Below are 22937 nucleotides of genomic sequence, written 5' to 3' on the forward strand. Positions count from 1 at the left end.
CGGGCGACGCCGAGGGGCTTCGAGCCGCGCGCTGACGCCGGCTGCTCAGTCAGCGACCGGGGTCGGGAGGACCAGGCTGTAGGCGCCGGCCTCCACGTGCCAGGCGCGCTGCCGCTCCGGGCCATAGATCTCGCCGTCGGCGCTGCACCAGAACGACTCGCCGGAGATCGAGACGGACCCGCCGCGCAGGTAGTCGACCTCCTCCTGGAGGTGATGCGTGCCCCGGCCCAGGGTTGCGGCGTACTTCAACCGCTGCCGAGGGCTGACCGACCGGGAGATCATCACGTCGACCTTGCCGTCCTCGGGGTCGGCCAGGGGCGTGAGCCGGGTGCCGCCGCCGACCGACGACCCGTTGCCGACCGCCACCATGAGGACCGGCTGGTCGAAGTCGTTGACGATCTCACCGTCGACCTCGACCCGCAGTCGCAGCACAGGCGGATTCCACGCGGTCATCGCGGCGCCGATCGGGTAGCCGAGCTTGCCGAGGTTGACCTTGCCCACCCCGATCGAGCCGAGGCGCTCCTTCCAGCGGGCTCCGCGCCGGCTGGCGTTCGCACCGGCGCCCACGTGGACGCTGTTGACGACCACCTCGCCGACCTCGTCGACCACGAGGTCCATCGGCGTCGGCTCGCCCGTGACCACCACGCGGGCCGCCTCCTCGATGTCGAGGGGGATGTCGACGCCGCGGGCGAAGTCGTTGCCGGTGCCGAGCGGCAGCAGGCCGATGACCGCGCCCTCGAGCTCGTGGCGCCGGTGCAGGGCGGCGATGACGGCGTGCAGGCTGCCGTCCCCGCCGGCCACGACGATGCGCCGGGACGCGGCCCGGTGCAGGACGCCGTCCAGCTCCCCGGGGTCACCGGTGGCCTGCACCTCGACCGAGGCCCGCTCGCGCAGGACGGCCAGGGCGCGCTCGAGCGACTCCTCGTCGGCGGTGCCGGCGTCGCTGTTGGTGATCACGAGAAGCGGGTCCACCCGGCGGACCCTATCCGAGGACCGGTCGGCTCAGCAGGGGCTCCGGACCCCCTGCGGTATCGTGGGGCCGCAAGAGCCCCGGTGCGCTGTTGCCGGGGCTTCTTGTGTTTCCACGATCGACTCGTGGTCTCGACAGGCTCGACCACCGAACGAAGCACGGGCGGCGCCGGCAGCCGCCCGGAGGAGGCAGCGATGCCCGCCATCGTCATCCTCGGCGCCCAGTGGGGCGACGAGGGCAAGGGCAAGGCGACCGACCAGCTCGCCACGACCGAGACCATCGACTACGTGGTCCGCACCAGTGGCGGCCACAACGCCGGCCACACGATCGTGGTGAACGGCGAGAAGTTCGCCACCCACCTGCTGCCCAGCGGCATCCTCACGCCGGGCGCGACCTCGGTGATCGCGAACGGGGTCGTGGTCTCGCCCGAGGCGCTGTTCAGCGAGCTCGACGCGCTGCTCGAGCGCGGGGTGGAGGTCGCCGACCTGGTGGTCAGCGCCAACGCGCACGTCATCGCGTCCTACCACTCGACGATCGACAAGGTCGCGGAGCGCTTCCTCGGCAAGAACAAGCTCGGCACCACCGGTCGCGGCATCGGCCCGGCGTACGCCGACAAGATCAACCGCATCGGCATCCGGGTCGCCGACCTCTTCGACGAGGGCATCCTGCGCAAGAAGGTCGAGGCCTCCCTCGACCTCAAGAACCACCTGCTGGCGAAGGTCTACAACCGCCGCGCGATCGAGGTGGACGCGGTCGTCGAGGAGCTGCTGTCCTACGTCGACCGGCTGCGGCCGATGGTCCAGGACACCTCCCTGCTGCTGAACCGGGCGCTGGACGAGGGCCGGACGGTGCTCTTCGAGGGCGCCCAGGCCACGATGCTCGACGTCGACCACGGCACCTATCCGTTCGTCACGAGCAGCAACCCGATCGCCGGCGGTGTCTGCACCGGCGCCGGCATCGGCCCGACCCGGATCGACCGGGTGATCGGCGTGATCAAGGCCTACACCACCCGGGTCGGCTCCGGGCCGTTCCCCACCGAGCTCTTCGACCAGGACGGCGAGAACCTGCAGCGGATCGGTGGGGAGTTCGGCGTCTCGACCGGGCGAACCCGGCGCTGCGGCTGGTACGACGCGGTCGTGGCCCGCTACGCCAGCCGGGTCAACGGGCTCACCGAATTCTTCCTCACCAAGCTCGACGTCCTCGACAGCTGGGAGCGCATCCCGGTGTGCGTGGCCTACGAGATCGACGGCGTCCGGCACGACGAGATGCCGATGACCCAGACCGAGTTCCACCACGCCAAGCCGATCTATGAGTTCTTCGACGGCTGGCAGAGCGACATCTCCGGCTGCCGCAGCTTCCAGGACCTGCCGAAGAACGCGCAGGCCTACGTGCAGGCGCTGGAGGAGATGTCCGGCACGCGGATCTGGGGGGTCGGCGTCGGCCCGGGCCGGGAGCAGACCGTCGAGGTGCACGCGTGAGGGTGCTGGTCGTCGGCAACGGCGGTCGCGAGCACGCGCTGGCCCGGGCGCTCGCGAACGACCCGGCGGTGGAGGCCGTCCACGCGGCCCCCGGCAACCCCGGCATCGCCGCGGTCGCGAGCCTGCACGACGTCGATCCGCTGGACGGCGAGGTGGTCGCCGACCTCGCGGTCGACCTCGGCGTCGGGCTGGTCGTGGTCGGTCCCGAGGCGCCCCTGGTGGCAGGGGTGGCCGACGCCGTGCGCGAGCGCGACATCGCCTGCTTCGGCCCGTCGCGCGAGGCGGCCCGGCTGGAGGGCTCCAAGGCGTTCGCCAAGCAGGTGATGGAGGCGGCCGGCGTGCCGACGGCCGCGGCCCGCGTGTGCACGACGCCGGCCGAGGTGGCCGCTGCGCTCGACGAGTTCGGCGCGCCGCACGTGGTGAAGGACGACGGCCTGGCCGCCGGCAAGGGCGTTGTCGTGACCTCGGACCGGCAGGCCGCGCTCGACCACGCAGCCGGCTGCTCGCGGGTGGTCGTCGAGGAGTTCCTCGACGGACCCGAGGTCTCGCTGTTCGCGATCACCGACGGCGCGACCGTCTACCCGCTCCAGCCCGCCCAGGACTTCAAGCGGATCCTCGACGGCGACCAGGGGCCGAACACCGGTGGCATGGGCGCCTACACCCCCCTGCCCTGGGCGCCGGCCGACCTGGTCGACGAGGTGCTGGCCACCGTGCTGCAGCCGACCGTCGACGAGATGGCCGAGCGCGGCACGCCGTTCGCCGGGCTGCTGTACGCCGGGCTCGCCCTCACCTCCCACGGGGTCCGCGTCGTGGAGTTCAACGCCCGCTTCGGCGACCCCGAGACCCAGCCGCTCCTCGCCCTGCTCGACTCGCCGCTGTGCGCGCTGCTCTACGGGGCGGCCACCGGCACGCTCGCGAACGTCGAGCCGCCGGCCTGGAAGCCCGGAGCCGCCGTCGCCGTCGTGATGGCCAGCCGTGGCTACCCGGAGTCGTCCTCTAAGGGGGACGTGATCAGCGGGGTCCAGACGGCCGAGGCGCTCGACAGGGTGCACGTGATCCAGGCGGGCACCGCGCTCGAGGGGCACGACCTGGTGACCGCCGGTGGCCGGGTGCTCGCCGTCGTCGGCACGGGCGCCGACGTGGCCGCAGCCCGCACCGCGGCGTACCGCGGGGTCGAGGCGATCTCCTTCGACGGCGCCCAGCACCGCACCGACATCGCGGCCTCGGTCTAGTCCCACCGCGGGCTCAAGTCCGTCGTCGGTGGGGTTGCTGCTGTCGCGGCGTGTTGGGTGGTCGCCCGCGGTTGGCCGTGGTGGTGTCGGGTGTCCTAAGGAGAGGGGTGCGGGTGTGCCCCTCTCCTTAGCGCGCGGGGGCTGGTGTCGGTGGTCGGTGGGGGTTGCTGTTGTCGCGGCGGGTTGGGATGGTCGCCCGTGGTCGGCGTGGTGGTGTCGGTGTCCTAAGGAGAGGGGCGCGGGTGTGCCCCTCTCCTTAGCGCGTCGGGGCTGGTTTCCGTCGTTGGTGGGGGTTGCTGCTGTCGCGGCCGGTTGGGGTGGTCGGCGTGGTCGCCCGGGTGGTGTCGGGTGTCCTAAGGAGAAGGGCGCGGGTGTGCCCCTCTCCTTAGGACGGGACGGACGAGCCCACCAGGACAAGCAGTGCTACCGCGGCCGAGTGGTCCTCCACAGGCCAGGGCATCGAGCCCCACGACGCTGGCGGATCAGACCTAGCGTTGGCGCATGCTCATCAGCGGACGACAGGCCGTCGAGGTGCTCGCCGGCGCCGGCGTGACCAGACGGCAGGCCAGGGCTGCGCTGGCGGCGCGCCTGGCCGGGGAGCCGGTGGTGACGAGAGGTGCCCGCCTCTACCGCGAGGAGGCGGTCATCGAGCTCGCGTCCCGGCCTCCACTCAGCGAGAGCGACGTCGACCACGCCTGTCCGGGCCCGCTCTTCGTGGCCCGTCGCCTGCTCGACGCCGGGGCCGGCCGTGAGGAACAGCTGGCGGCGCTGGCACCAGGCTGGGACTTGGGTGTGCGGGGCACGAACAACTTGCTGCAGGCCTTCCTCTACGTCCAGGGCAGCATCCCCCTGGTCGCCACGGTCTGCGGCTTCGTGGTGCTCGGCGCGCAGATCCAGCGGCTCCGGGGCGAGGTCGGTGGCCGGACGTACCGGATGGAGCTGGGAGACGCGGGCGAGTGGTTCGCCGCGTTCCGTGGCCGGCGGCTGCTGTGCGGGCCGGGACGGGACTTCGTCTTCCGCGGCTGGTGAGGCGTCCGCCCTCGCCGCCCCGGTCGGGGCGTCCGGCCCAGCGTGGGAGAATCCGGGAGGACCACCCGACGCCTGAGGAGAACGCGTGACCGTCCCCAACGTCCTGGCCACCCGCTACGCCGGCGCAGACCTGGCCCGCATCTGGTCGCCGGAGCACAAGATCGTGCTCGAGCGACAGCTGTGGATCGCGGTGCTCGAGGCACAGCGCGACCTCGGCATCGCGGTGCCCGACGGGGTCGTGGAGGCCTACCGGGCGGTCGTCGAGAAGGTCGACCTCGACTCCATCGCCGCGCGGGAGCGGGTCACCCGCCACGACGTGAAGGCGCGGATCGAGGAGTTTTGCGCGCTCGCCGGGCACGAGCACATCCACAAGGGCATGACCTCGCGTGACCTGACCGAGAACGTCGAGCAGCTGCAGGTGCGCCAGTCCCTGGCGCTGCTGCGGGACCGCGCGGTCGCGGCCCTCGCCCGGCTCGCCCGGCTGGCCGCGGAGCACGAGACCACCGTGATGGCCGGCCGCTCCCACAACGTCGCCGCCCAGGCGACCACGCTCGGCAAGCGGTTCGCGACGGTCGCCGACGAGATGCTGATCGGGCTCGAGCGGGTGGAGGACCTGCTCGCGCGCTACCCGCTGCGCGGCATCAAGGGCCCGATGGGCACCGCCCAGGACATGCTCGACCTGCTCGATGGCGACGCCGGCAGGCTCGCCGAGCTCGAGCAGCGGGTCGCCGCGCACCTCGGTTTCGACCGGGTGCTGACCTCGGTCGGCCAGGTCTACCCGCGCTCGCTCGACTTCGACGTGGTCTCCTCGCTGGTCCAGCTCGTGGCCGGGCCGTCCAACCTCGCGACCACGATCCGGCTGATGGCCGGCAACGAGCTGGTCACCGAGGGGTTCAAGGAGGGACAGGTCGGCTCCTCGGCGATGCCGCACAAGATGAACAGCCGGTCCTGCGAGCGGGTCAACGGCCTCGCGGTCGTGCTGCGCGGCCACCTGTCGATGATCGGTGAGCTCGCCGGCGACCAGTGGAACGAGGGCGACGTCTCGGACTCCGTCGTACGCCGGGTCGCGCTGCCGGACGCGTTCTTCGCCGCCGACGGGTTGTTCCAGACGTTCCTGACCGTGCTCGACGAGTTCGGCGCGTTCCCGGCGGTGATCCAGCGCGAGCTCGACCGCTACCTGCCGTTCCTGGCCACCACGAAGGTGCTGATGGCCGCGGTCCGCAACGGCGTCGGCCGGGAGAGCGCCCACGAGGCGATCAAGGAGGCGGCGGTCGGCACCGCGCTCGACATGCGCCGCGGCCAGGCCGAGAACGACGTCTTCGCCCGACTCGCCGCCGACCCCGGGCTCGGGCTGACCGCCGAGCAGCTCGCCGGCCTGGTCGCCGAGCCGATCACGTTCACCGGCGCGGCGGTGGACCAGGTGCAGGCCGTGGTGCGGCGGATCGAGGACGTGGCCGCCCGCCACCCCGACGCCGCGGCGTACGTTCCGGGCGCCATCCTCTAGTCCGACCTCCAGCCCCGGCGTCTGCTCCCGGCCCTGGTCCCGGTCCTAGTCCCGTCCTGGGTCCGGCCGGCCCTCGCGCACCAGCGACCGCACGGCCATCGCCATGGCCAGGCCCAGCACGCCCAGCGAGGTGAACAGTGCCGCGCGCAGCGCCGTCTCGGGGCCGGCGGAGGACACCACTCCGTAGACGGTCATCAGCAGCGCGGCGCCGATCGACGAGCCGATCCGCTGACCGGTCTGCAGCGCCCCGCCCGCTGCCCCCGCCATCCGGTTCGGGACCTCGGCCAGGGTCAGGGTGATGTTGGGGGAGACCACGCCGCCGCCGCCGAGCCCGGCCAGCAGCAGGGTCGGCACCGCCACGACCCACAGGCCGGGGCCGGCGTGGCCGGGCACGAGCAGGGCGGCCAGCAGCACGCCGGTCATCATCACGCTCAGCGCCAGCACCGTGATCAGCCGGTGGATCCGGGAGACCAGGCGGCCGGCGAGCGGCGCGGTGAACGCCGAGCCGACCGCGAACGGGGTGAGCAGCAGCCCGGCGCGCAGCGGGGAGAGCCCGAGCCCGTCCTGGAAGTAGACCGAGAGCACCAGGAAGATCCCGGTGAAGCCGAGGAAGTACAGCGCACCGACGGCCAGGCCGTTGGCGTAGCCGGCGGTCTGCCGCAGCAGCGAGACGTCGAGCAACGGCGGCTGACCGCGGCGCCGGACCCGGCGCTCCCACCGGACGAAGCCCCACAGGAACAACGGCGCCCCGATCAGCAACACCAGCGGCCAGCGGGCCCCGCTCTCGATGCTGACCAGCGGGAACAGCAGGCACAGCACGCCACCGCCGAGCAGCAGCGCGCCCGCCAGGTCGAGCTGGGTCCGGCCGGTGGCCGGGGCTCCCTCCTGCTCCCCCTCCTCGTGGGACCGGCCGGGCACGAGCCGTGCCACGAACACCATCGCGACCAGGCCGATCGGCACGTTGACGAGGAAGAGGTAGCGCCAGCCGTTCGCCTCACCGGCCGTGCTGATGATCAATCCGCCGATGACCGGGCCGAGGCCCGAGGAGATCGAGACGGTCAGGCCGAAGAGGCCGAACGCCCGGCCGCGCTCGGGCCCGCGGAAGAGCTGCTGGATCAGTCCGGTGTTCTGCGGGGTGAGCAGGCCGGCCGCCGCCCCCTGCAGCAGTCGCGCGGCGATCACCCACGCCGCGCCGGGAGCCAGGCCGACGGCCGCGCTGGTGACCACGAACCCGACCAGCCCGATCAGCATCATCCGGCGCCGGCCGTAGGCGTCGCCGAGCCGGCCGCCGGTCACCAGCGTCAGGCCGAAGGTCAGCGCGTAGCCCGAGACCACCCACTGCACCGTCGAGGTCGAGGTGTGCAGCCCGACCCGCATCGAGGGGATCGCGACGTTGACGATCGTGACGTCCAGCAGCGCCATGAACCCGATGACGAGCGTGACGCCGAGGATCCGCCACCGGCGGGGATCGGGCCCGGGCGCGTCGTCCCCGGTCCGGGACGTGGTGGCCTGCTGGTCGCTCACCTCCCCACTCTTGCCAACGCCGCCAAGCGGCGCCGCCAGGGCCGGCCCAGTCGCGGGCCCAGTCGCGGGCACAATGGGGCCATGCGCAGCACTCGAGGGTGTCGGGCGGTGGACGTGACGGTCAGGGGCCGGGTCCAGGGCGTGTCGTTCCGGGCGTACGCCGAGGAGCAGGCCCGCCGGCTGGGCGTGGCCGGCTGGATCCGCAACGAGCCGGACGGGTCGGTGGCCGGACACTTCGAGGGCGACCCGGTCGCGGTCGACACCCTCGTCGACTGGTGCCGCACCGGCCCCCGGTGGGCCCGGGTGGAGGGCGTCGACGTCCGCGAGGCGACGCGCGGGGGAGACTCGTCGTTCGGCGTGCGGCCCTGACCCCACCCGAGGCGCGCAGGGTCAGACCATGGCCTTGCCGTCGTGGTTGGCCAGCTTCTGCGCGATCGTGGCGAGGTCGGCGCGCCACACGTCCTCGGGCACCGGCGGCAGGATGTCCTTCCACTCGGCGGCGAACGAGCCGAGCACGCCGCTCAGGCCACGGGTACGCGCCATGAACCACACGTGCAGGTGGGCCGATCCGTCGCCCCACCGGCTCACGTGCACCCGGCCGATCTCGGGCAGGTGGGCGATGATCCGGGTCAGCCAGATCGAGAGCCGGCCGTACTCCGCGGCCATCTCGTCGTCGAGGTCGGTGAAATCGAGGTGCTCCTTGGTCTGCAGGAAGAGCACCACCGGCAGCCCGCTCGGCGCCGCCGGGCGGGTGACCACCCAGCGGTCGTTCTCCCAGATGTCGGCGCCGCGGTCGCGGGTGCAGGTCGGGCAGTCCGACTCGGCGACCTCGCCGGCGCGGGCCGCCTCCGCGCCGGGCGGCGGCAGCACCTTGGGCACCAGGGCGCCGTCGACGACCTCCCACGGGAAGATGTCCCAACCGGCCAGGGGCGGCGTCGGGAGCCGGCCCCCTTCCCCGGCGACGGAGGCGATGCGGGCGTGGATCTCGGCTGCGGACTCCGGCATGGAGACACTGTGCCATCCGTCCCGGGCGGCCGCTCGCCCACCCGTCGGCCGCAGCTACCGTGGCCGGATGTCCCCCGAAACCCGCTCGACTCCCGGGCCGATCCCGCTGCCCACCTGGGGCGACGACGTGGCCGTCGTCGTGCCCGCCCCCGGTGCGGGCCCCGGCAACTGGGCCGGCGCCGCCAGCGCGCTGCTCCACGAGGGCACCTTCTGGCTGACCTACCGGGTCCGGCGCCCCCTGGACAACCCGCAGGACCAGCCGCTGGCCGACAGCCGCGGCGTCACCGTGGTGGTGGCCCGCTCCGAGGACGGGCTCGCGTTCGAGACCGTGGCCGAGGTGCACCGCGACGCGTTCGGGGCGGAGTCCTTCGAGAAGCCTGTCCTGGTGCCGTTGCCCGACGGCCGGTGGCGGCTCTACCTCTCCTGCGCCACGCCGGGCAGCAAGCACTGGTGGGTCGACAGCCTCACCGCCCCCGACCCGGCCGGGCTGCCGGACGGCGAGCGGGCGGTCGTGCACCCCGGCGACGAGCTCACCGGGGTCAAGGACCCAGTGGTGCACCGGGGCGACGACGGCTGGGAGATGTGGCTGTGCTGCCACCCGCTCGACCTGCCCGGCGAGGAGGACCGGATGACCACCCGCCGGCTGACCAGCGACGACGGGCTCGCCTGGACCGACCGGGGCGAGGTGCTGGCGGGCCGCCCCGGGGAGTGGGACGCCCGCGGGGCCCGGGTGACGACCGTGCTGGGCGACGGGACGGGCACGGGGCTGGACGCCGGCCCGCTCACAGTGCTCTACGACGGCCGCCCGGACGCCGCGTCGAACTGGCACGAGACCACCGGGCCGGCCCGCTGGCAGGACGGCCGCCTGGTGCCCGTGCCCGGCGCCGGCCCGCTGCGCTCGCCGTACTCCGACGGGGCGCTGCGCTACGCCACCGCGGTGCCGCTGCCCGACGGCCGGACCCGGTTCTACGTCGAGGCGGCCCGGCCGGACGGCGCCCACGACCTGGTGACGATGGTCCGGTGACCGGAGCCGCCCGGCCGCTCAGGCGTCAGCAGGCGTCGCGGTAGGTGCCGGGCTGCGGGCTGGGGGCCCGGGTGGACTTGGAGTCCTTGCGGCTCAGGTTCCAGTAGCGAAGCCAGTCCATCTGCATCCGCGACTTGTTCATCCGTGCGTGGTGCACGCCCTGCATCGTGAACTTCACCGCGAACCTGGTGCCGGTCAGGGCGTCCTTGCGCTTCTCGGTGCTGACCACGTGTGCGTCGACGAACCAGGAGATCCGCCTGTGGGTGACCTCGACCGCGAACGTGTGCCACTGGTCGTCGTGCAGCCCGATCCGCTGGTGCATGCGGTAGCGGTGGTCGGGGCGGCTGCGGATGTAGTGGGTGACGGAGTGGTGGTGCGGGGCGTAGGTCTCCAGCGCCACGTTCTTCGCGCCGCAGTACTGCTTGCGGTCGCCGGCCGGCACCAGCTCGGTCATCACCCGATAGGCGTGGTGGCCCGACCCGTACTGGCGCGAGCGGAGCCGGATCTCCCAGCGACCGACCTCGTGGCCGCCGGTCACCTGCCGGGCGCTGACGGTGCCGTGGTCGGCGGTGTTGAGCGTGAGCATCCCGTGCTGGTTGCGCACGGCGCCGGGACCCTTGACCCGCCACTGGCTCCTGGGCAGGTGGCCGACGAACTTGTAGTTGGCCTGCGGCTTGCCCCAGCCGTACTCGCTGCCCGCGTGCACCGGGCCCGGGGGCTGGGCGTGGTGGGCGTCGGCCGGGGTCATCGTGCTGACTCCCAGCGCGAGGGCGGCCGCGGCGGTGACCGAGCCCAGCGTGGTGAGGAGCCGGCGGTGCGGGCGGGGCGGCGTGCTCATGGTCGGTCAACCTATGCCGACGAACCGGCGGCGCGTCAAACCGGCCCGACCATCCTGGGGACGCCCCGCCGCCCGCCGCCCGCCCGCCGCCCGGCCCACCGCCCGCCCCGCCGGGGCCGACAACGCCACGCCCTAGGCTGGCAGCCGTGGCCGACCTGAACATCCCCACCGCCCCTGCCCTCGACGGCACCCGTCACCTGCACAGCGGGAAGGTGCGCGACCTCTACGAGGTCACCGGCGGCGAGCACGAGGGCTGCCTGCTGATGGTCGCGAGCGACCGGATCTCCGCCTTCGACTTCGTGCTGGACACGCCCATCCCCGACAAGGGCGAGATCCTCACCCGGATGTCGCTGTGGTGGTTCGCGCAGCTGGCCGACCTGGTCCCCAACCACCTGGTCTCGCTCGACGTGCCGGCCGCCGTCCGGGGCCGGGGCGTGGTCTGCGAGCGACTGGAGATGTTCCCGGTCGAGTGCGTCGCCCGCGGCTACCTCACCGGGTCGGGGCTGCTGGACTACCGCGCCACCGGCGAGGTGTGCGGGATCGCGCTGCCGGACGGCCTGGAGGACGGCAGCCGGCTGCCGGAGCCGGTCTTCACCCCGGCCACGAAGGCCGAGCTCGGCGACCACGACGAGAACGTGTCCTACGACGCCGTCGAGCGCCAGGTCGGCGCGGACACGGCCCGGCGGCTGCGGGAGCTGACCCTGGCCGTCTACGCCCGCGGCGAGCAGGTCGCCCGCGAGCGCGGGATCATCCTGGCCGACACCAAGCTGGAGTTCGGTCGGCGCCCGGACGGCACGATCGTGCTGGCCGACGAGGTGCTCACCCCGGACTCCTCGCGGTTCTGGCCGGCCGACCGGTGGCAGCCCGGCCGCGCGCAGCCGTCGTACGACAAGCAGATCGTGCGCAACTGGCTGCTCTCGCCCGAGTCCGGCTGGGACCGGGCCGCCGGCGGGCCGCCGCCCGCGCTGCCGCCCGAGGTCGTCGAGCGGACCCGGGCCCGCTACGTCGAGGCCTACGAGCTGCTCACCGGCGAGTCCTGGTGAGCGGGCCGCTGCGGTGACCGGCGCCGGCCGCGTGCGGTTCCCGGTGCCGGCCGAGGTCGCGTTCGACTACCTCGTCGACCCGCGCAACCGGCCCGCCTGGCAGTCCAGCCTGGCCGGGGTCGAGGACGTCGACGGCGAGCCGCGGCCGGGGCAGCGCTGGACCGACGTCACCCGACCCGGCCTGCGCCCGGCGATGGAGACCACCGAGCTGGACCGGCCGCGCCGCTGGTCCGAGCGGGGCACCTGGCGCGGGTTCTCGGCTGGGCTGACGCTCGTGCTGGAGCCGGCCGGGCAGGGCTGCGAGGTCGCGTTCGACTTCCGGGTGGAGGGGCAGGGTCCGCTCGCGCCCGTGGCCGCGGTGCTCACGCGGCTCGCCGTACCTGCGGTGCGGGCCGACCTGCGCCGCGCGGCGGCGAACCTCTCGCGGCGCTCATCAGGCGATGAGTAGGTTGGCCCCACCACAGATCTCGTGATGGAGGCCACGTTGTCGTACAACCTGTCGACCCTGCTCGAGGACAGCGCCCGGCGGTTCCCCGACCGCGAGGCGGTCGTCCTCGGGGACACCCGGCTGAGCTACACCCAGGTCGACGCGGCCGCCAGCCAGGTCGCCAACCTGCTGGCCTCGCGCGGCATCGGGCACGGCGACAAGGTCGCGCTCAGCTGCCCGAACCTGCCGCACTTCACGATCGCCTACTTCGGCATCCTCAAGGCCGGGGCGACCGTGGTGCCGTTGAACGTGCTGCTCAAGGGCCGCGAGATCGCCTACCACCTCGGGGACTCCGACGCGAAGGCCTACCTGTGCTTCGAGGGCACCCCTGACCTGCCGATGGCCAAGGAGGGGTACGCCGGGTTCTCCGACGCACCGGGCTGCGAGCACTTCTTCGTGATCACCGCCGACCCGGCCGCGGCCTCCCCGATCGACGGGACCGAGACCCTGGGTGCGGCGATGGCCGCCCAGCCCCCGACGTTCGAGACCGTGGCGACCGACGAGGACGACACCGCGGTCATCCTCTACACCTCCGGGACCACCGGCCAGCCCAAGGGCGCCGAGCTGCGGCACCGCAACATGCGCGACAACGCGCAGGTCGGGCGGGATCTGTTCGGGGCGGACGCGGAGAACCCCGACACGTTCCTGTGCGTGCTGCCGCTGTTCCACTCCTTCGGGCAGACCTGCATCCAGAACGGCGCGTTCGCCTTCGGTGGCACGGTCGTGATGCTGCCCCGCTTCGAGGCCCGGGCCGCGCTGCAGCTGATGGGCAAGGAGAAGGTCACCTACTTCGCGGGTGTCCCGACGATGTACTGGGGCCTGCTCGGCGCGCTGGAGGAGGTGCGCGCGGCCGGCGGCGTCGACGTCGAGGAGCTCGCCCGCAACCTCCGGGTGGCCGCGGCCGGTGGTGCCGCGCTGCCCGTGGAGGTGCACAAGGAGTTCCAGCGCAAGTTCGGCGTGACGATCCTCGAGGGCTACGGGCTCTCGGAGACCTCCCCGGTGGCCAGCTTCTCCCCGCGCGGCGAGGAGGTCCGGGTCGGCTCGATCGGCCGGCCGATCCCCGGCGTGGAGATGACGCTGCTCCAGCCCGGCACCTGGGACGAGGTGCCCGGCGACCTCGAGGCGGACGGCAAGACCGCGGTCGGGGAGATCGCGATCAAGGGCCACAACATCATGAAGGGCTACTACGACCGGCCCGAGGCCACCGCCGAGGTGATGCGCGACGGCTGGTTCCGCTCCGGCGACCTCGGCCGCCGCGACGCCGACGGTTGGTACTACATCGTCGACCGGTCCAAGGACATGATCATCCGCGGCGGCTTCAACGTCTACCCGCGCGAGATCGAGGAGGTCCTGATGACCCACCCCGCCGTCTCGCTCGCCGCCGTCATCGGCGTCCCGCACGAGAGCCACGGCGAGGAGATCAAGGCGTTCGTGATCCTCGAGCCCGGTGCCACCACCACCGCCGAGGAGCTCGTCGCGTGGGGCAAGGAGCAGATGGCCAACTACAAGTACCCGCGCCTGGTCGAGGTCGTCGACTCGCTGCCCATGACCGCCACCGGGAAGATCCTCAAGCGCGAGCTGAGCTGAGGCGGCTCGGGTAGTCCGTGACGTTCCGGCCCTCCTACTGACCGGTAAGGGGCCCAATCGTCACGGACTATCTCAGCGGCGCGTGCTCAGGCGAAGGGGTTCGGCATCGCGCCGGGCAGCTGGGCGAGCAGGTCGCGGGCCTGCTGGGCGACCTTGTGCTCGACGAGCACCTCGTACTTGGTGGCGACCACCGAGGTGACCGAGGAGAAGTCGCGGTGGCCGCGGGTCGCGGCGTAGCCGGCCAGCGCCCAGATCAGCCCGAACAGCGCGCCGAAGAGCATCGTGGACAGCACCACGGCGACGGCGCTGGTGCCGGTGTCGAAGAGCGCGAAGATCAGCCCGACGAACAGCCCCAGCCACACCCCGGACAGCAGCCCGCCGACGGCCACCCGGCCGGTGGTGAGCCGGCCGGTGATCCGCTCGATCCGCTTGAGGTCGGTGCCGACGATCATGCACTGCTCGACCGGGAACTTGTTGTCGGAGAGGAAGTCGACAGCGCGCTGGGCGGCCTCGTAGTCGTCGTACACCGCCAGTGACTGGGGGAACTGCAGCTTCATCGGTTGCTGGCGCGGGAAGGCCGAGGGCATGCTCATGGCCTCCAGTCTGCCGGAACGGACCAGGCCGGACCGCGGGGCGAAGGTCCCGTTAGACTCCGGTGCCGAAGCGTTCCCCCCTCTGGTGCCCCAGGAGCTCTCCGTGCCCCGAGTCGTCGTCGACGTCATGCCCAAGCCCGAGATCCTCGACCCCCAGGGGAAGGCCGTCCTCGGCGCGCTGCCCCGGCTGGGGTTCTCCGGCGTCGCCGACGTCCGCCAGGGCAAGCGGTTCGAGCTGGAGATCGAGGGCGAGCTGACCGAGCAGGTGCTCGGCGAGGTCCGGCAGATGGCCGAGACGCTGCTGTCGAACCCGGTGATCGAGGACTTCACGGTCTCGGTCGAGACCCCGGTCGCCCCGGTCCCGGGGGCGGGCGCGTGAAGGTCGGCGTCGTCACCTTCCCGGGCTCCCTCGACGACGTCGACGCCCGGCGCGCCGTCCGGCTCGGCGGCCACGAGGGCGTTGCGCTGTGGCACGGCGAGCACGACCTGCGCGGCGTGGACGCGGTGATCCTGCCGGGCGGCTTCTCCTACGGCGACTACCTGCGCTGCGGCGCGATCTCCCGCTTCTCCCCGGTGATGACCGAGGTGGTCGAGGCGGCCCGGCGCGGCATGCCGGTGCTCGGCATCTGCAACGGCTTCCAGATCCTTTGCGAGTCCCACCTGCTGCCGGGCGCGCTGATCCGCAACGACCACCGCAGGTTCGTCTGCCGCGACCAGCGGCTGCGGATCGAGAGCAACCGCACCGCGTGGACCTCGTCCTACGACGAGGGCGCCGAGGTCACCATCGTGCTCAAGAACGGCGAGGGCGGCTTCGTCGCGGACGCCGAGACCCTGGACCGGCTCGAGGGGGAGGGCCGGGTGGTCGCCCGCTACCTCGAGGGCAACCCCAACGGCTCGCTGCGCGACATCGCCGGCATCACCAACGAGCGCGGCAACGTCGTCGGCCTGATGCCGCACCCCGAGCACTCGGTCGAGGAGCTGACCGGTTCGGGCACCGACGGGCTGGGCTTCTTCACCTCGCTCGCCGCCGCGGTCCTCGCGTGAGCGCCGGCCGCCTCGGCCCGCGCAGCCTGTTCCGCCGGGTCGCGGTCGCGGAGGCGATCACCTGGGCGCTGCTGCTCTTCGGCATGGTCCTGAAGTACGGCACCGGCACGACCGACCTGGGCGTCCGTGTCTTCGGGATGCTGCACGGGATCGTCTTCATCGCCTACTGCCTGGTGACGCTGCTCGTCGGCGTCGACCAGCGCTGGTCCCGCGGCCGGGTGCTGCTGGGGCTGGCCTGCTCGATCCCGCCGTTCGCGACGGTGTTGTTCGACCGGTACGCCGAGTCGCGCGGCGCCCTCGATGAGCGCTGGCGGCTGCGCTCGGCCGCGCCCGCCTCGCAGCCCGTCTCGCAGCCCGTCTCGCAGCCCGCCTCGCTGGCCGAGCGCGCCGCCGCCTGGCTGCTGCGCAACCCGGCCCGGGGCGCCGTCGCGGGCCTGGTGGCGGTGGCGGTGCTCACCGGCGTGGCGCTGGTGGCCGGGCCGCCCGCGGGCTGACCCGGCCCGCTCAGCGCCTCGCGGCCTGCAGCGCCGACCAGGTGGGACCGGCGGCGATGCCGTCGATCGGCAGCCCGACCCCGTCCTGGTAGACGCGCAGCGCGGACTGGGTGGCCGCGTCGAACACGCCGCTGACCCTCAGCTGGGTCCCGCGGCTCGCCGCGTCCAGGGTCCGCTGCAGGCGGCGTACGTCGGAGCTCGCGGAGCCGAACTTCAGCAGCGGGCGGCCCCCGTCGGCCAGCAGCGTCATCCAGCTGCGCCGGTTCCACGCCCGTCCGGCGGCCAGGCCGTGGGCGCTCTGCCAGGCGTGGGCGGCCGCGACCGTGTCGGCGTCGTACCGGCCGGTGACCTTGCCGGTGTAGGCGTCGTGCTCCTGCAACAGGCACTGCAGGGTCTTCACCAGCATCGGGGCGGGGGTGTAGTGGTCGTTGGCCGGGTGCAGCTTCGGGTAGTCACGGTGGTTGACGACCGTCTTCGGGCAGTGCGACTCCCGGGGGGCCACCGAGCCGCGGCCCACGTCGAGGAAGTCGCGGTCGATGTTCACCCGGGCACGGCCCCAGGTCTCGTCGTGGCCGCCCTGGTACTGCTTGACCCGCGCGTGCGGCATCCAGCCGTCGGCGCGGATGTAGGACGTGGAGGTGTCCGCGCGGCCGTCCCAGCGGGCGATCCAGATCTGGTCGGGGAGCGCGAACTGGCCGGGGCGCTGCACCCGGGCGTCGTCGAGCATCTTGATGCCCGAGCCGGCGCTGGAGTAGACGCCGGAGACGTAGTCGAGGGCGTGGATCTGGTTGGTCCACGCGGTGAGGAACGCCAGCGCGGACTCGCGGCAGGCGGTGTTGCCGAGGTCGAAGCCCTCGAGGTCGTAGTACATCGTGCTGCCGGGGACGATCCCGAGCGCCTGGGCCGCCGCCACGGTCTTGGTGGCCTCGGCCTTGCCCTGCCGCCGGGCGGGCAGGTAGTTCTTGTGCCTCCCGAGCCGCGGGTCGATCGTCTCGTCGTCGCCGTAGCGCGGGAACCGGGGCTGGCACGAGGCCTGCGGGCCCAGCGTGATCGGCAGCAGCCGCCAGCCCCGCGCGAGCTGGGTGCCGACCCAGGCCGGGCTCAGGTTGGTCTGGTCGCGGCAGGCCCGGGAGTCGCCGGAGATGTAGATGCCGACCGCCCAGAACGGCGAGTGCCGCCGCCACCGGTTCATCGTCTGCTGCGAGGGGGCCTGGCACTGGTCGAAGCCGTAGCCGGTGAAGTCGCCCGGCGTGACCGGGTTCGCCGCGCGGGCGCTGGCGCCCGGGGCCGAGGTCGTGATGAGGGCGGCGGTCGCGAGCGTGGCCAGCAGGCCGGTGGCGAGGCTCAGGACCGTGGGGCGGCCGGTCCGGCGGGCCGGTCGGAACATGGGTGACTCCCGAGGTGCAGGGGCGGAGGGCGGTTCACCATAACCTCAGGAATCTCAGCAGTAACAGCAGTTGCAGATAAGTACCCCGCTGTAATTCGACTCCGGGCGGGTGGGGCCTCCCCGCCCGGGGAGGCCCGACCCGGCCGACCGGGGTCAGGCCGCGTCGGCGACCGGCGCCCGGTCCGGCTCGAGCGCGGTGACCGTGGCCGGGGCCCGCCGCGGCCGCAGCGCGATCGCGGTGACGAGGAACGCGACGAGCGAGAACCCGGCCGAGGTGAGGAACGCCGCCCGCAGCCCGGGCAGGAACTGGCCGGGCACCGCGCCGGCGGCGTACACCGACACGATCGCGGCGACGCCGACCGCGGCGCCGAGCTGCTGGGTGGTCTGCAGCAGCCCGGAGGCGGAGCCGGCGTGCTCGGGCTCGACGTCGGAGAGCACGGTCGCGGTGATCGGCATGAACACGAACCCGGTGGACAGGCCGGCGATCAGCACCGGGCCGAAGACCGAGCCGAGGTAGTCGTCGGTGCCGGTCAGGCCGCTGAGCCAGACGTACCCGACGACCAGGGCGGCGGTGCCGGTCAGGACCATCCGCCGCGGACCCATCCGGGTGATCAGCCACGGGGTCACCCGCGACATCGCGAACACGCCCAGGCTGAAGGGCAGGAACGCCAGCCCGGTCGCGAAGGGGCCGAAGCCGAGGACCAGCTCGTCGTACTGCACGACGAGGAAGAACATCGACAGGTTGGCGCCGATCACCAGCGCCATCGCGGCCAGGGCGACCACCCGCTCCCGGTCGCGCAGCAGGTGCGGCTGGACCAGCGGGTGCGGGTGCCGGACCTCGGTGCGGGCGAGCACGGCGAGCAGCACCAGACCGGCGGCGAAGCCGGCGACGGTGCGCCCGGAGAGCCAGCCGTGCTCCGGCGTGCCGATGAGCGACCAGACGATCGCCACCGCGCCGAGCGTGGCGGTCAGGGCGCCGACGAGGTCGAAGCGGCCCGGGCGGCGCGGGGTCTCGGCGACGAACCGCGGTACGAGGACCAGCACGGCCAGGCCGATCGGCACGTTGATGAACAGCGTCCAGCGCCACGAGCCGAGGTCGGTGACCACGCCGCCGAGCAGCAGGCCGAGGGAGGCGCCGGCCGACGAGACGGCCCCGAAGAGCGCCAGCGCCCGGTTGCGGGCGGCCTGGTCGGGCGCGCTGGTGGTCAGCAGCGCGAGCACGCTCGGCGCGGCCATCGCGGCCCCGGCTCCCTGGAGGGCGCGGGCCAGCACCAGCTGGGTGGGCGTCTGGGCCAGGCCGCCGAGGAACGAGAACAGCGTGAACACGGTGAGCCCGATCTGGAACATCCGCAGCCGGCCGCGCACGTCGCCCAGCCGGCCGCCGAGCAGCAGCAGGCCGCCGAACGCCAGCGTGTAGCCGTTGAGCACCCAGGACAGGGAGGCCGGGCCGAACCCGAGGTCCGCGTCGATGCGGGGGAGCGCGACGTTCACGACGGTGGCGTCGAGCACGAGCATCAGCTGGGCGAGCAGCACGACGGCGATGCCGGTCGCGGCGCGGCCGGCGTCCGCCGGGAGCTCGGTGGGGAGCTCGGTGTGGAGCTCGGTCGGGAGGTCGTGGGCCCGTGTGCGGGCAGGGCGGAGCGAGGAGAATGGCATGGTGGGTCAGTCCTGTTTCTGGTCTTGCCGACCGACGTAGAATTAGCGGAGAATGACTCCGGTTCTGGATCGACAGTACCGGAGAGTGTCTCCGGTTATCAAGGGGTGTTTCTGTGCGCGCTGACGCCAAGCGCAACCGCGACCGGATCGTCGACGTCGCTCGTGAGGTCTTCCGGGAGAAGGGGTACGACGCCCCGCTCGACGAGGTCGCCCGCCGGGCCGGGGTCGGGGCGGGCACGCTCTACCGCCACTTCCCGACCCGGGACGCGCTGCTCGACGCGATCATGCAGAGCTGGGTGGACCGGGTGAACGAGGCGACCGAGAAGACGCTCGCCTTCGAGGGCTCCGACCGCGACCTGCTGGTGGGCTGGCTCGAGACGTACGCCGGCCTGATCTCGCTGCACAAGGGTGGCCCGGCGAAGATCACCTCGGCGATGGGCGACCCCGACTCCCCGATCATCGGCAAGTGCCAGGTGCTGGCCCAGGCCAGCCAGCGGGTGATGGACCGGCTCGACGCCGCCGGCGCGCTGCGCCCGGGCGTGGACGCCGTGGGGGTGTGCAAGCTCGTCGGCGGCGTGGCGACCGTGGCGGACAACGCCGACCAGCCGCTCAGCACGGTCCGCCCGCTGCTCGAGGTCGTCGCCGACGGCCTGCTGCGCTGAGCCCAGCGCCCCGCCCAGGACACGCCGAGGCACGCCGAGTCACGCCGAGTCGGCGCTCGTTGACGCCCGGGACACGTCGAGTCGGCGCTCGTTGACGCCCGAGAGCGTCAAGCTGCGCCGACTCGGCGTACTGGCGAGCGTCAAGCTGCGCCGACTCGGCGTACTGGGGGTGTCAAGCTGCGCCGACTCGGCGGGCGGGCGGGCGGCTGGACGGAGGCGAGTGCGGCGTCCGCGGCGGACGCCGGTAGATTGACCTCGTGCCCGAGACGACTCGCACCGCCCTGGACACCGTCACCGTCGCCAAGGACGACCCGCACCGCGAACAGCCGTGGGCCGATCTGGGCCTGAAGGCCGATGAGTACCAGCGGATCCGCGAGATCCTCGGCCGCCGGCCCACCAGCAGCGAGCTGGCGATGTACTCGGTGATGTGGAGCGAGCACTGCTCCTACAAGAGCAGCAAGGTCCACCTCAAGCAGTTCGGTGAGCTGGCCGACCAGCTCGCGGCCGAGGGCCGGTCCGGCAAGATGCTGGCCGGCATCGGCGAGAACGCCGGCGTCATCGACGTCGGCCAGGGCTACGCGGTGACCTTCAAGGTCGAGAGCCACAACCACCCGTCGTACGTCGAGCCCTACCAGGGCGCCGCGACCGGCGTCGGCGGCATCGTCCGCGACATCCTCGCGATGGGCGCCCGCCCGGTGGCGGTCATGGACCCGCTGCGCTTCGGGCCGCTGGAGGCCGACGACACCCACCGGGTGCTGCCCGGGATCGTGGCCGGCGTCGGCGGCTACGGCAACTGCCTGGGGCTGCCGAACATCGGCGGCGAGGTGGTCTTCGACCAGAGCTACCTCGGCAACCCCCTGGTCAACGCGCTGTGCGTCGGGGTGCTCCGGCACGAGGACCTGCACCTGGCCAAGGCCAGCGGGGTCGGCAACCAGGTGATCCTCTACGGCGCCCGGACCGGCGGCGACGGGATCGGCGGCGTCTCGGTGCTGGCGTCGGAGACGTTCGACGCCGGCGTCGACGGGCAGAGCGGCCCGGCGAAGCGGCCCAGCGTCCAGGTCGGCGACCCGTTCATGGAGAAGCTGCTCATCGAGTGCACGCTGGAGCTCTTCGCCGCCGGGCTGGTCGCCGGGATCCAGGACCTCGGCGGCGCCGGCCTGTCCTGCGCCACCTCCGAGCTGGCCAGCGCCGGCGACGGCGGCATGCACGTCGAGCTCGACCGGGTCCCGCTGCGCGACTCCACGCTCGCGCCGGAGGAGATCCTCATGAGCGAGTCCCAGGAGCGGATGATGGCGGTCGTCGAGCCCGGCGACGTCGAGGCGTTCCTCGCGATCTGCGCCAAGTGGGACGTCGAGGCGGTCGTGGTCGGCGAGGTCACCGACACCGGCCGGCTGCACATCGACTGGCACGGCGAGCGGGTCGTCGACGTGCCGCCGCGGACGGTCGCGCACGAGGGCCCGACGTACCAGCGCCCCTTCGCCCGCCCGGACTGGCAGGACGACCTGCAGGCCGACGGCGCCGAGCGGCTGCCTCGCCCGGCCGACGGCGCCGAGCTGCGCGAGACGCTGCTGCGCCTGGTCGCGAGCCCGAACCTGTGCGACAAGTCGTGGATCACCGACCAGTACGACCGCTACGTGCGCGGCAACACCGTGCTGGCCCAGCCCTCCGACAGCGGCATGGTGCGCGTCGACGAGGAGACCAACCTCGGGGTCGCGGTCTCGACCGACTGCAACGGCCGGTTCGCGAAGCTCGACCCGTACGCCGGGGCGCAGCTGGCCCTGGCCGAGTCCTACCGCAACGTGGCCACCGGCGGCGCCACCCCGCTGGCGATCTCCGACTGCCTGAACTTCGGCTCGCCCGAGGACCCGGCGGTGATGTGGCAGCTCGCCGAGGCGTGCCGCGGGCTGAAGGACGGCTGTCTCGAGCTGGGGACCCCGGTCACCGGGGGCAACGTCAGCCTCTACAACCAGACCGGCGAGCACCCGATCCTGCCGACGCCGGTGGTCGCGGTACTCGGCGTGATCGAGGACGTCACCCGGCGCACCCCCTCGGCCTGGTCGACGGCCGGCGACGCGGTGTTCCTGCTCGGCGAGACCCGCGAGGAGCTCTCCGGGTCGGAGTGGGCCCATGTGGTGCACGGCCACCTGGGCGGCCTGCCGCCGAAGGTCGACCTCGCCCGGGAGCGGGCCCTCGGCGAGCTGCTGCACGCCGGGGTCGGGCTGCTCACCAGCGCCCACGACCTCTCCGAGGGCGGCCTGGGCCAGGCGCTGGTCGAGTCGGCGCTGCGCCACGACGTCGGCGCCACGGTCTCGCTGCCCGGCGACGCGTTCCTCGACCTGTTCGCCGAGTCGGCCGGCCGGGTGCTGGTCACGGTGCCCGCCGCCGACGAGCCGGCGCTCGCCGACCTCGCCGCCCGGCACGGCGTACCGCTCACCCGGCTCGGCGCCACCGGCGGTGACGCGCTGGTCGTGGAGGGACAGTTCGAGCTGCCGCTGGCCGAGCTGCGCCAGGCCTGGACCGCGACCCTGCCCGCCGCGCTCGCGTGAGCCGGCCGGCCCGCCGGCCCGCCCGGCGCATCGCGCGGGGGCGGTCGTGACCGAGCCGCAGCAGGTCGCCTACGGCGAGGACCCCAGCCAGTACGGCGAGCTCACGCTGCCCGACGGCACCCCGCGCGGGGTCGTCGTGGTGGTGCACGGCGGCTTCTGGCGCGCCGCCTACGACCTCGACCTGGGTCGGCCGCTGGCCGCGGACCTGGCCGCGCGCGGCTGGGCCACCTGGAATCTGGAGTACCGCCGGGTCGTCGGCGACCCGGGCGGCGGGCCCGGCGGCGGCGGCGGGGCCCCGGCCACCCTCGACGACGTGGCCGCGGGCATCGACCGGCTGGCGCTGCTCGGCCTCGACCTGTCCACGGTGGTCGCGCTCGGCCACTCCGCCGGCGGCCATCTGGCGGCCTGGTCGGCCTCGCGCGGCCGGTTCGAGCGGTGGGCCGCCGGCGTACCGGTCACCCACGTGGTCTCGCAGGCCGGCGTGCTCGACCTGGCGGCCGCCCACGACCAGGGCCTCGGCAGCGGCGCGGTCGAGGCGTTCCTCGGGCACCCGCCCGGCCCGGCCGACGACCCGGTCGACCCCGCGCGGCAGCTGCCGCTCGACGTGCCGCTGTGGTGCGTGCACGGCCGCGCGGACGACGTCGTACCGATCTCGCAGTCGGAGGGGTACGTCGCCGCCGCGACCGCCGCGGGTGCCCGGGCCGAGCTGGTGGCCGTGGACGGCGACCACTTCGTCGTCGTCGACACCGCCTCCCCGGCCTGGGCGCGGACCGTCGCGATCCTCGACACCATCGCCTGACCCGGATCCCGCCGAGTCGGCGCTGGTTGACGAGC

Annotated in this window: 22 protein-coding genes; 15 read left to right on the top strand and 7 right to left on the bottom strand. The window is 73.3% G+C overall.

Annotated features, from left to right (window positions below):
* Positions 1-45: 45 nt before the first annotated feature.
* A complete protein-coding gene (locus tag BJZ21_RS21630) occupies positions 46-972 on the bottom strand; it encodes a diacylglycerol/lipid kinase family protein (protein WP_343051907.1) in 927 nt (308 codons plus the stop codon).
* 192 nt (positions 973-1164) lie between these two features.
* Between BJZ21_RS21630 and BJZ21_RS02045 the strand changes: the two genes are divergently transcribed.
* The 4 genes from BJZ21_RS02045 to purB all read left to right on the top strand — a co-directional run bounded on the left by BJZ21_RS02045 (position 1165) and on the right by purB (position 6213).
* Positions 1165-2448 (top strand): adenylosuccinate synthase, encoded by a 1284-nt coding sequence (locus BJZ21_RS02045; RefSeq protein ID WP_179662238.1) that lies wholly within the window; start codon positions 1165-1167, stop codon positions 2446-2448.
* A complete protein-coding gene (gene purD / locus BJZ21_RS02050; protein ID WP_179662239.1) occupies positions 2445-3680 on the top strand; it encodes a phosphoribosylamine--glycine ligase in 1236 nt (411 codons plus the stop codon). The genes BJZ21_RS02045 and purD overlap by 4 nt, the downstream gene beginning before the upstream one ends.
* Before the next feature lie 501 nt (positions 3681-4181).
* A complete protein-coding gene (locus BJZ21_RS02055) occupies positions 4182-4709 on the top strand; it encodes a hypothetical protein (protein ID WP_179662240.1) in 528 nt (175 codons plus the stop codon).
* 85 nt (positions 4710-4794) lie between these two features.
* Positions 4795-6213 (top strand): adenylosuccinate lyase, encoded by a 1419-nt coding sequence (gene purB, locus BJZ21_RS02060; protein ID WP_179662241.1) that lies wholly within the window; start codon positions 4795-4797, stop codon positions 6211-6213.
* A gap of 45 nt (positions 6214-6258) precedes the next feature.
* On the opposite strand, the gene BJZ21_RS02065 is transcribed toward purB, so the two are convergent.
* Positions 6259-7737 (bottom strand): MFS transporter, encoded by a 1479-nt coding sequence (locus tag BJZ21_RS02065; protein ID WP_343051908.1) that lies wholly within the window; start codon positions 7735-7737, stop codon positions 6259-6261.
* A gap of 81 nt (positions 7738-7818) precedes the next feature.
* Here BJZ21_RS02065 and BJZ21_RS02070 point away from each other — a divergent pair, with 81 nt between their 5' ends.
* Complete coding sequence (locus BJZ21_RS02070; protein WP_179662242.1) at positions 7819-8106, top strand: acylphosphatase; 288 nt, start codon at positions 7819-7821, stop codon at positions 8104-8106.
* 21 nt (positions 8107-8127) lie between these two features.
* Here BJZ21_RS02070 and BJZ21_RS02075 read toward each other — a convergent pair whose 3' ends face one another.
* On the bottom strand, positions 8128-8742 hold the full coding sequence (locus tag BJZ21_RS02075; protein ID WP_179662243.1) for a hypothetical protein: 615 nt from the start codon (positions 8740-8742) through the stop codon (positions 8128-8130).
* A 67-nt stretch (positions 8743-8809) separates the two neighbouring features.
* Between BJZ21_RS02075 and BJZ21_RS02080 the strand changes: the two genes are divergently transcribed.
* On the top strand, positions 8810-9766 hold the full coding sequence (locus BJZ21_RS02080) for a glycoside hydrolase family protein (protein ID WP_179662244.1): 957 nt from the start codon (positions 8810-8812) through the stop codon (positions 9764-9766).
* 25 nt (positions 9767-9791) lie between these two features.
* Here BJZ21_RS02080 and BJZ21_RS02085 read toward each other — a convergent pair whose 3' ends face one another.
* The gene (locus tag BJZ21_RS02085) at positions 9792-10604 is read right to left on the bottom strand and encodes a family 16 glycosylhydrolase (protein ID WP_179662245.1); all 813 of its coding nucleotides are present in this window, start codon (positions 10602-10604) and stop codon (positions 9792-9794) included.
* Positions 10605-10750: 146 nt separating this feature from the next.
* On the opposite strand from BJZ21_RS02085, the gene BJZ21_RS02090 reads away from it, so the two are divergent.
* Genes BJZ21_RS02090 through BJZ21_RS02100 form a run of 3 tightly spaced genes read left to right on the top strand, consistent with a single transcriptional unit; the run spans position 10751 to position 13721 of the window.
* A complete protein-coding gene (locus BJZ21_RS02090) occupies positions 10751-11647 on the top strand; it encodes a phosphoribosylaminoimidazolesuccinocarboxamide synthase (protein WP_179662246.1) in 897 nt (298 codons plus the stop codon).
* 13 nt (positions 11648-11660) lie between these two features.
* Positions 11661-12095, top strand: coding sequence for an SRPBCC family protein (locus BJZ21_RS02095; RefSeq protein WP_179662247.1), 435 nt, complete (start codon positions 11661-11663; stop codon positions 12093-12095).
* A 24-nt stretch (positions 12096-12119) separates the two neighbouring features.
* Entirely contained in the window at positions 12120-13721 is a 1602-nt protein-coding gene (locus tag BJZ21_RS02100; RefSeq protein WP_179662248.1) for a long-chain-fatty-acid--CoA ligase, read from the top strand.
* A gap of 86 nt (positions 13722-13807) precedes the next feature.
* On the opposite strand, the gene BJZ21_RS02105 is transcribed toward BJZ21_RS02100, so the two are convergent.
* Complete coding sequence (locus BJZ21_RS02105; RefSeq protein ID WP_179662249.1) at positions 13808-14314, bottom strand: general stress protein; 507 nt, start codon at positions 14312-14314, stop codon at positions 13808-13810.
* Between the two features lie 103 nt (positions 14315-14417).
* Between BJZ21_RS02105 and purS the strand changes: the two genes are divergently transcribed.
* The 3 genes from purS to BJZ21_RS02120 are packed head-to-tail and all read left to right on the top strand — an operon-like array spanning position 14418 to position 15852.
* Positions 14418-14693 carry a phosphoribosylformylglycinamidine synthase subunit PurS gene (gene purS / locus BJZ21_RS02110; RefSeq protein ID WP_179662250.1) on the top strand — a complete coding sequence of 92 codons (276 nt, stop codon included), beginning with the start codon at positions 14418-14420 and terminating at the stop codon, positions 14691-14693.
* Positions 14690-15358: a phosphoribosylformylglycinamidine synthase subunit PurQ gene (purQ, locus tag BJZ21_RS02115; protein WP_179662251.1), complete on the top strand. Its 669-nt coding sequence runs from the start codon at positions 14690-14692 to the stop codon at positions 15356-15358. The genes purS and purQ overlap by 4 nt, the downstream gene beginning before the upstream one ends.
* Positions 15355-15852, top strand: coding sequence for a DUF3817 domain-containing protein (locus BJZ21_RS02120; protein ID WP_179662252.1), 498 nt, complete (start codon positions 15355-15357; stop codon positions 15850-15852). Before purQ ends, BJZ21_RS02120 begins: the two co-directional genes overlap by 4 nt.
* 10 nt (positions 15853-15862) lie before the next feature.
* On the opposite strand, the gene BJZ21_RS02125 is transcribed toward BJZ21_RS02120, so the two are convergent.
* Positions 15863-17239, bottom strand: coding sequence for a glycoside hydrolase domain-containing protein (locus BJZ21_RS02125; RefSeq protein WP_179662253.1), 1377 nt, complete (start codon positions 17237-17239; stop codon positions 15863-15865).
* 153 nt (positions 17240-17392) lie between these two features.
* A complete protein-coding gene (locus tag BJZ21_RS02130) occupies positions 17393-18895 on the bottom strand; it encodes an MFS transporter (RefSeq protein ID WP_179662254.1) in 1503 nt (500 codons plus the stop codon).
* 113 nt (positions 18896-19008) lie between these two features.
* Between BJZ21_RS02130 and BJZ21_RS02135 the strand changes: the two genes are divergently transcribed.
* The 3 genes from BJZ21_RS02135 to BJZ21_RS02145 all read left to right on the top strand — a co-directional run bounded on the left by BJZ21_RS02135 (position 19009) and on the right by BJZ21_RS02145 (position 22902).
* A complete protein-coding gene (locus BJZ21_RS02135; protein WP_179662255.1) occupies positions 19009-19557 on the top strand; it encodes a TetR family transcriptional regulator in 549 nt (182 codons plus the stop codon).
* A gap of 257 nt (positions 19558-19814) precedes the next feature.
* Complete coding sequence (gene purL / locus BJZ21_RS02140; RefSeq protein WP_425490499.1) at positions 19815-22103, top strand: phosphoribosylformylglycinamidine synthase subunit PurL; 2289 nt, start codon at positions 19815-19817, stop codon at positions 22101-22103.
* Between the two features lie 46 nt (positions 22104-22149).
* A complete protein-coding gene (locus BJZ21_RS02145) occupies positions 22150-22902 on the top strand; it encodes a prolyl oligopeptidase family serine peptidase (RefSeq protein WP_179662256.1) in 753 nt (250 codons plus the stop codon).
* Positions 22903-22937: the final 35 nt, after the last annotated feature.

The sequence above is a fragment of the Nocardioides panaciterrulae genome (assembly GCF_013409645.1).
Lineage (GTDB): Bacteria > Actinomycetota > Actinomycetes > Propionibacteriales > Nocardioidaceae > Nocardioides > Nocardioides panaciterrulae.

What these genes read in the sequence shown, in the direction of transcription:
- BJZ21_RS02130 (WP_179662254.1), bottom strand. Translation starts at nt 18,895, where the DNA reads ATGCCATTCTCCTCGCTCCGCCCTGCCCGCACACGGGCCCACGACCTC.
- BJZ21_RS02125 (WP_179662253.1), bottom strand. Translation starts at nt 17,239, where the DNA reads ATGTTCCGACCGGCCCGCCGGACCGGCCGCCCCACGGTCCTGAGCCTC.
- BJZ21_RS02075 (WP_179662243.1), bottom strand. Translation starts at nt 8,742, where the DNA reads ATGCCGGAGTCCGCAGCCGAGATCCACGCCCGCATCGCCTCCGTCGCC.
- BJZ21_RS02045 (WP_179662238.1), top strand. Translation starts at nt 1,165, where the DNA reads ATGCCCGCCATCGTCATCCTCGGCGCCCAGTGGGGCGACGAGGGCAAG.
- BJZ21_RS02100 (WP_179662248.1), top strand. Translation starts at nt 12,120, where the DNA reads ATGGAGGCCACGTTGTCGTACAACCTGTCGACCCTGCTCGAGGACAGC.
- BJZ21_RS02105 (WP_179662249.1), bottom strand. Translation starts at nt 14,314, where the DNA reads ATGAGCATGCCCTCGGCCTTCCCGCGCCAGCAACCGATGAAGCTGCAG.
- BJZ21_RS02085 (WP_179662245.1), bottom strand. Translation starts at nt 10,604, where the DNA reads ATGAGCACGCCGCCCCGCCCGCACCGCCGGCTCCTCACCACGCTGGGC.
- BJZ21_RS02055 (WP_179662240.1), top strand. Translation starts at nt 4,182, where the DNA reads ATGCTCATCAGCGGACGACAGGCCGTCGAGGTGCTCGCCGGCGCCGGC.
- BJZ21_RS02070 (WP_179662242.1), top strand. Translation starts at nt 7,819, where the DNA reads ATGCGCAGCACTCGAGGGTGTCGGGCGGTGGACGTGACGGTCAGGGGC.
- BJZ21_RS02080 (WP_179662244.1), top strand. Translation starts at nt 8,810, where the DNA reads ATGTCCCCCGAAACCCGCTCGACTCCCGGGCCGATCCCGCTGCCCACC.